The organism is Microbacterium flavescens (genome assembly GCF_018588945.1).
Classification (GTDB): Bacteria; Actinomycetota; Actinomycetes; order Actinomycetales; family Microbacteriaceae; genus Microbacterium; species Microbacterium flavescens.
Genome location: NZ_JAFIWA010000008.1, coordinates 65,027 through 71,722 on the forward strand (window position 1 = coordinate 65,027; position 6,696 = coordinate 71,722).

The window sequence follows — 6,696 nt, forward strand, 5'->3', positions numbered from 1 at the left end:
ACACCGGTGACGGATGCCGCAGCCCGGCGCGGCGCCCACGATCTCCGATTCTGCGCACAACCGGGGGAGGCCCGATGATCCGCGTCGCACTCGTCGACGACCAGGCGCTCTTCCGCGCCGGCATCCGCATGCTCGTGGATTCGCAGCCCGACCTCGAGGTCGTGGCCGAGGCGTCGGACGGCCGGGAAGCGCTCGACGTGGTGCGCACGGCGCGGCCCGACGTCGTGCTGATGGACATCCGCATGCCGGTCATGGACGGACTCACCGCCACCGCCGAGCTGCTGACCGATCCCGAGCCGCCGCGGATCGTCATGCTCACGACGTTCGACCTCGACGAGGCCGCAGCCCGTGCGATCCGCCAGGGCGCGAGCGGATTCCTGCTCAAGGACGCCGATCCGGAGTTCCTGCTCGCGGCGATCCGCACTGTGCATGCGGGTTCGGCCGTGATCGCGGCATCTGCCACCCGGGATCTGTTCGCACACTTCTCGGATGCCGCGCCCCGCCCCGTCCCGCCCGCCTACGGCGCCCTCACCGAGCGCGAGCGGGAGATCTTCGCGCTCGCCGCCCGGGGCCTCTCGAACGCCGAGATCGCGGCGCGTGAGTTCCTGTCGGAAGCGACGGTGAAGACGCACATCAGCCGCATCCTGACCAAGCTCGGCCTCCGCGACCGCGTGCAGCTGGTGGTGTTCGCCTTCGAGCACGGCCTCGCCTGACCCTGGTCTCGGGCCCCTCGCCCCCGGGTCGTTGAGCGAGCGAAGCGAGACGAAACGCGGCGTCACCCCCGCCCCGGTGCGGCCCCCGCCGGTGAGACCCGTTTCGTCTCGTCGCTCCGCTCCTCGCTCAACGACCGGGACTGGTTCCCCCGCCCCCCGGTCGTTGAGCGAGCGAAGCGAGACGAAACGCGGCCGAGCGGCTCTCAGCGCCCCTCGAGGGCGGCGCGGTGCTTGGCGTACTGACGGCGGCCGATCAGTCGCCAGGCGAGCCGGCCCGGCGCGGGCATGTGCTTGCGCAGCCACTCGTCGCCGCCGTCGGGCTGCGATGCGAGGATCTCGCCGAGCTGCTGCCAGGTCTGCCCCTTCGGCACGGACTTGCGGCCGTGCTCGGCGAACCACTCGACCTCCTTCTCGGTGATCGTCCGCTCCATGACCGGCACGATGTGGGCCTCCTCGTCGGGGAGGTGCGCCGCGAGGGCGGCGTTGACACCCTCGAGCGCCACGATCACCGGCACCGCGTCCGCCGGCGCCGCCGAGTCGCGCCATGCCGGCAGTGTCCGGTCGAGCTCGGCGAGGTGGACGAGCATCTCGGCGTGCTGCTCCTTCATGCGCGCGACGTGCGGCGCACACGACGGTGCGCGTTCGTCGAGGGCGTCCCAGAGCCGCTGGTCCTCGCCCTCGTGGTGCGCGTGCAGGGCGATCGACAGGGTCGCCAGCTGCGTCGCGACCGCCGCGCCGTGCGCCGTGTCACCCGCGGCCACTCCGCGCACGAGGTCAGGAGCCTCACCGAAGGTGCGGCGGAACACCCGGTGGATCTCGATCATGCCGCTCGCGTCGCAGGTCTTCGGTCCATCGGGCAGGGCGCCGCTCGGCGGCAGGGGCGTGGCGGGCATCGGGTCTCCTCGTCGACGTGGGCCTGCCGCGACCCTAGACCTGCGGCCCCGCGGTGCGGAAGGGAGATCATCCTGCAGATGTACGCGGATGCCCCGTCAGGCCGACGCGCGACCCCACCTGCCCTTCGTACCGTCGAAGGCATGGAGATCACATCGACCGACCTAGGCCTCGCCGCCCGGGTCCAGCAGCTCACCAAGACCTACGGCACCGGCGAGAGCACGGTCCGCGCGCTCGACGGCGTTTCGGTCGGCATCCGCCGCGGCGAGTTCACCGCGATCATGGGCCCGTCCGGCTCGGGCAAGTCCACCCTCATGCACATCATGGCGGGATTGGATGCCCCGACCTCCGGCCGCGCGTGGATCGGCGACACCGACATCACCGGCCTTTCCGACCTCGAGCTCACGATCCTGCGGCGCCGCCGCGTGGGGTTCGTGTTCCAGGCGTTCAACCTCGTGCCCACCCTCGACGCGATCGGCAACATCCTCCTGCCCTTCGACCTCGACGCACGACGCCCGACCGCCCTCGAGAAGGCCCGCATCGACGGACTCATCGACACACTCGGCCTCACGCCGCGGCTCGGGCACCGGCCGCACGAGCTCTCGGGCGGCCAGCAGCAGCGCGTCGCGATCGCCCGCGCCCTGGCCACGGCACCCGACCTGGTCTTCGCCGACGAGCCGACCGGAAACCTCGACTCGCGCAGCGGTCGCGAGGTGCTCGGGCTCCTCGCGGCCGCGAGCCGCGACCACGGCCAGTCCATCGCGATGGTCACGCACGACCCGATCGCCGCGAGCCACGCCGACCGCGTGCTCTTCCTCGGCGACGGCCGCATCGTGGCCGACAAGCCGCGCCAGAGCGCCGAGGAGATCTCGGCCTACATGCTCGCGAGCGAGCTCGGCACCGGCGAGCCGGCGGTGGCGTCATGACCGCGGTCGCCGCACCCGGAACGGCCGAGCGGATGCCTCTTCCTCCGGCCGCGCGTCCGCTGGCGTGGCTGCGCGAGCGCGGCATGGGCGCGAGCATCCTCGTCGCCGCCATCTCGAGCGCCTTCGGTGCGCTGCTCCTCACCGCCACGGGCTATCTCGCGGCCATCATGAGCGCCGACCCCTACATCGGCGACAGCGAGACACTGGCCGCCGTGCTCATGATCATGACGGTGATCCTCGTGGGCGTCGCCGTCTACGTGGCGGCGATCGTGACGGCCAACACCTTCTCGACCATCGTGGCCGGCCGCACCCGCCGCATCGCCTTGATGCGCCTCATCGGGGCGTCGGCCTACTCGCAGCGGAACGAGATCGCGCGCCAAGGTCTCATCGTGGGCGCGCTCGGCGCGGTCGTCGGTCTCGTCGCGGGCCTGCTGGTGTCGGCCGCGGGCATCGCGCTCGCCGAGACGCTGCTCGGCGTCGACGACGTCGGCTACTCCGTCGTGCAGGCGGTGCTCGTCATCCCGGCGATCGTCGTCGCGCTGACCACGTGGGCCGCAGCCTGGGTCGGATCCCGGCGCGTCCTGACGGTGACGCCGCTGCAGGCGCTCGGCGGGTCGGTCGAGGCATCCCACGACTCCTACGCGCGGCGCAAGGCCCGCAACGGCGGCGCGATCGGTCTGTTCGTGTCGGGGGCTGCGCTCTTGGCCGCGGGCATCGTCGTCGGACTGCTGTCGCCGCTCGGCGTGGTGATCGCGTTCGTCGGCGGGCTGCTGTCGTTCACGGGGCTCGTGGTCGGCTCGACGATGATCATGCCGCCGGTGCTCCGCCAAGTCGGGCGCCTGTTCGGCCGCTCGGCGACGTCGCGGCTCGCGGCAGAGAACGCGCTGCGCTATCCGGAGCGCTCGAGTCGCATGGCGATCGGCGTCGTGATCGGTGTGACGCTCGTGACGATGTTCGCGGTCGCGCTCGAGACGGTGAAGGCGGTGGTCACCGCCTCGGCAGGCGGCGAGGTCGACGCCGAGTTCAACGCGGTGATCGACACGTTCGCCGGGATCATGATGGGCCTCGTCGCGGTCTCCGCGGTCATCGCCGCCGTCGGACTGGTGAACCTCCTCACGATCGGCGTCGTCCAGCGGCGCCGCGAGCTGGGCCTGCTGCGCTCGCTCGGCGTCTCGACCGGCCAGGTGCGGCGCATGGTCATGCTCGAGGCCGCGCACATCACGATCGCGGCCGTCGTCACGGGCCTCGTGCTGGGCACCGCCTACGGCTGGGCCGGGGCGCAGTCCGTGCTCGGATCGGTCGCCCTGCCGCCGGCGTGGCAGGCGCCGACGCTGGTCGCCCCGGCGGTGCCGTGGATCCCCATCGCGCTCATCGTGGTCGCGACCGCCGTCCTCACGCTGGTCGCGGCCGTCGTGCCAACGCGCCTCGCGACGCGGGTGGCTCCGATCGAGGCGCTCGCCGACTGACCCTCCGCCCCCAACCTCCCCCGCGAGACTGCATCGGGGCACCGAGACTGCGGCTACAGCGTGCCGTCTCGGTGCACCGATGCGGTCTCGGCGGTGGGTGAGGTCGGGGCGCCGGCGCCCGCGCCGGGGGCGGCGCCGGGCGCGGGGTCGGCGTCGGGCGCGGGGTCGTGGGCCCACGTCGGGGCGAGCGCCCGGATGCGGGCCGCGCGCCATTGCCAGATGCCCCACAGCACCGGCCACAGCGCGGCGGCGGTCGGCCCGCCGATCACGAGCCGGTCGCGCCAGAGCGTCTTGGAGGGGTCCCCGGGTGCGGGCGAGACGGCCATCTGGTGGTCCCAGACGTCGAGGCTCGCCAGGGGTCCGGTGAGCGGGATGCCGCTGTCGCGGAAGATGCGCACCTGGCCCGCCGGCTCGTCGACGACGCTCTCGCTCACGTGGATCAGCTGCCGCCCGGCGGGCACGCCGCCGAAGGCGGAGAGCTGCACCGGCACGTCATCGCCGGGCGACCACGACGTCGGCAGACCGCGCGGCACGAGCGGCTCGAGCCCGAGCACCGGGCCGTAGAGCTCGGCCACCGCGCGCGGGGAGTGCAGGGCCCGCCACGCGGCGTCGGCATCGCAGTCGATCACGAGCTTCAGCAGGATGCGCATGCTCCAGTCTCGCACCGCGACGGTGCGCGGGCGCCGGTCGTTCTAGGCTGGACGGATGCCCGGCCACCCGTTCGACCAGTCCGCCTACCAGGTGCGGCTCGACTGGGGCCTCGACGGACTCGTGCGCCTCGCACCGAGCGACGTCGTGGTGGTCGTGGACGTGCTCCGGTTCTCGTCGACGGTCGTGCAGGCCGTCGAGCAGGGTCTGACGGTGGAGTTGGATGCCGCGGCCCACGCCGTGTCGATCAACGGCGCCGCCGTCGCCGAGGCCGCGGCGGGGTCGGGCGGCACCGTCCTGCTGGGCGCGCTGCGCAACGCATCCGCCGTGGCGCGGGCGATCATGGCGATCCAGCACGACCGCGGCGCGCGCACGAGCATCGCGGTCATCCCGTGCGGGGAGCGCGTCTCGGCCGACGCCACCGCGCCGCTCCGCTTCGCCGTCGAGGACCTCCTCGGCGCGGGCGCCGTGGTCGACGCACTCGCCGAGCTCGGCATCGACCACTCCTCGCCCGACGCCGCGGTGGCAGGTGAGGGGTTCCGCGCGCTGCGCGGGGCGACACGGCACCTCATCACGGCGAGCGGATCCGGCCGCGAGCTCGACGCGCGGGGTCGGCGCGACGAGGTGATCGCCGCGGCGACCGTGGATGCGGCATCCGCTGTCCCCGTCCTCCGCGACGGCGCGTTCGTCGCTTTCTGACGCGCGTCAGCGAGGAGTCATCGCCGCCAGGCGGGTCGCGGGCGTGATCTCGCGACGCGTCCACGTGAAGGCGAACCGCTCGTCGAAGCGCGGCGCGCACTTGGCGCACGAGGTCGGCCGGGTGGCCCGGCGATGCCGGTACGCGACGTGCCCCGAGGGGCAGACGCCCACCCACGGGGCGAGGTCGGTCGCCGTCTCGCCGCGATGGGTCGTGCCGCCGACATAGCCGAGGTCGCGGGCGACGGCCTTCCACTTCGCGCCGTGGCCGGCGGTCGGCCCGGCAAGGGCGTGCGCGACCTCGTGCAGCAGGGTCTGGTGGTTGGTGTCGTCGTCGTGCCGGGCAGCCAGGTAGCGCGAGACGCTGATGCGACGGCTCGTGTAGTCGCACAGCCCCGCCCGCCGCTTGGCGTTGTCGAACCCGAACGACCACGTGTCGTCGAGATGGGCCGAGATGAGCGCCTCAGCCCAGAGGCGCACGCGGTGAAGGTCCGACATGGAGGCGAGCGTAGGCGATGGCTGCGACAGTCAGCTCGCGACGGATGCCGCGGCCCGGCGCCGGTCGGCGGCGTCGATGGCGAGCAGCGTCGACTCGAGCTGGTCGTCGGGCGCGCCGGACTCCTGTCGCAGGAACAGGGCGCGCTTGAAGTCGCGTCGGGCGGCCTCGTAGTCACCCGCTTCGTAGTGGGTGCGGCCGCGGTGCTGGTAGGCGAACGCGGCGATCCCCGACCACCCCTGACCCTCGGCCTCCTCGGCGCAGGTCGTCAGCTCCTGGTCGGCGGCCGCGTACGCGCCGCGGGTCTGCAGCACCGACGCGTGCAGGATGCGGGCGCGCAGCAGGTCCTTGCGCGTGCCGGCCATGCGGGCGACGCGCACCGACTGCTCGGAGACGACGAGGGCGTCCTCGCTGCGGTCGAGCACCTTCAGCAGCCACACGCGCTCGAGGAGGGCGGGGAGGCTGCGCTGCTCGCCGATCTCGTCGAGGCGCTCCTTGCACTGGCGGGGGTCGACCCGCTCGCGGAGGGTGTCGGGATCGTACCCGCGGATGTAGCTCACAGCGACTCCCTTCGCACACGGTCAGCTCGCTGCATCCAGTGTGCCGCCGGGTGCGCGCTGTCCCGCTGTGCCACGCCGAGCGCGCGGCGTCGCGAGTCCCTCCCGAACGCTTCCAGCCTTCCCCTGTCACGAAGTGGGGGTCGCACCCCACGATTGCGACAGGCGAGCGGGCCGGCGCGCGCGGCGCGCGCGGCGCGGGGCCGCAGCGGCGCGCGCAGCGCGGGGCCCAGCGCCGCGCGTGGGCCGCGGGTCAGCGGTCGAAGAGGGAGGACGACGGCTTGGGCGAGGCCGTCGCGTCGG

Annotated in this window: 8 protein-coding genes; 4 read left to right on the plus strand and 4 right to left on the minus strand. The window is 73.4% G+C overall.

The features are described 5' to 3' along the window. Nucleotides 1-74 precede the first annotated feature (74 nt). On the plus strand, nucleotides 75-713 hold the full coding sequence (locus tag JX005_RS14820; RefSeq protein WP_214468370.1) for a response regulator: 639 nt from the start codon (nucleotides 75-77) through the stop codon (nucleotides 711-713). Between the two features lie 203 nt (nucleotides 714-916). Here the strand turns inward: JX005_RS14820 and JX005_RS14825 are convergent, their stop codons facing one another. Next, nucleotides 917-1,606: a hemerythrin domain-containing protein gene (locus tag JX005_RS14825; protein ID WP_214468371.1), complete on the minus strand. Its 690-nt coding sequence runs from the start codon at nucleotides 1,604-1,606 to the stop codon at nucleotides 917-919. 141 nt (nucleotides 1,607-1,747) lie between these two features. Between JX005_RS14825 and JX005_RS14830 the strand changes: the two genes are divergently transcribed. Both JX005_RS14830 and JX005_RS14835 read left to right on the plus strand, forming a co-directional pair. Further along, complete coding sequence (locus tag JX005_RS14830) at nucleotides 1,748-2,530, plus strand: ABC transporter ATP-binding protein (protein ID WP_214468372.1); 783 nt, start codon at nucleotides 1,748-1,750, stop codon at nucleotides 2,528-2,530. Further along, nucleotides 2,527-3,996, plus strand: a complete 1,470-nt coding sequence (locus JX005_RS14835) for an ABC transporter permease (RefSeq protein WP_214468373.1) — start codon at nucleotides 2,527-2,529, stop codon at nucleotides 3,994-3,996. Before JX005_RS14830 ends, JX005_RS14835 begins: the two co-directional genes overlap by 4 nt. Nucleotides 3,997-4,049: 53 nt before the next feature. Here JX005_RS14835 and JX005_RS14840 read toward each other — a convergent pair whose 3' ends face one another. Further along, nucleotides 4,050-4,646: a hypothetical protein gene (locus tag JX005_RS14840; protein WP_246534032.1), complete on the minus strand. Its 597-nt coding sequence runs from the start codon at nucleotides 4,644-4,646 to the stop codon at nucleotides 4,050-4,052. Between the two features lie 55 nt (nucleotides 4,647-4,701). On the opposite strand from JX005_RS14840, the gene JX005_RS14845 reads away from it, so the two are divergent. Continuing rightward, nucleotides 4,702-5,343: a 2-phosphosulfolactate phosphatase gene (locus tag JX005_RS14845; RefSeq protein WP_214468374.1), complete on the plus strand. Its 642-nt coding sequence runs from the start codon at nucleotides 4,702-4,704 to the stop codon at nucleotides 5,341-5,343. Between the two features lie 6 nt (nucleotides 5,344-5,349). On the opposite strand, the gene JX005_RS14850 is transcribed toward JX005_RS14845, so the two are convergent. Further along, nucleotides 5,350-5,838: a SprT-like domain-containing protein gene (locus JX005_RS14850; RefSeq protein WP_214468375.1), complete on the minus strand. Its 489-nt coding sequence runs from the start codon at nucleotides 5,836-5,838 to the stop codon at nucleotides 5,350-5,352. Between the two features lie 30 nt (nucleotides 5,839-5,868). After that, nucleotides 5,869-6,396, minus strand: a complete 528-nt coding sequence (locus JX005_RS14855; protein WP_214468376.1) for a tetratricopeptide repeat protein — start codon at nucleotides 6,394-6,396, stop codon at nucleotides 5,869-5,871. Nucleotides 6,397-6,696 lie beyond the last annotated feature (300 nt).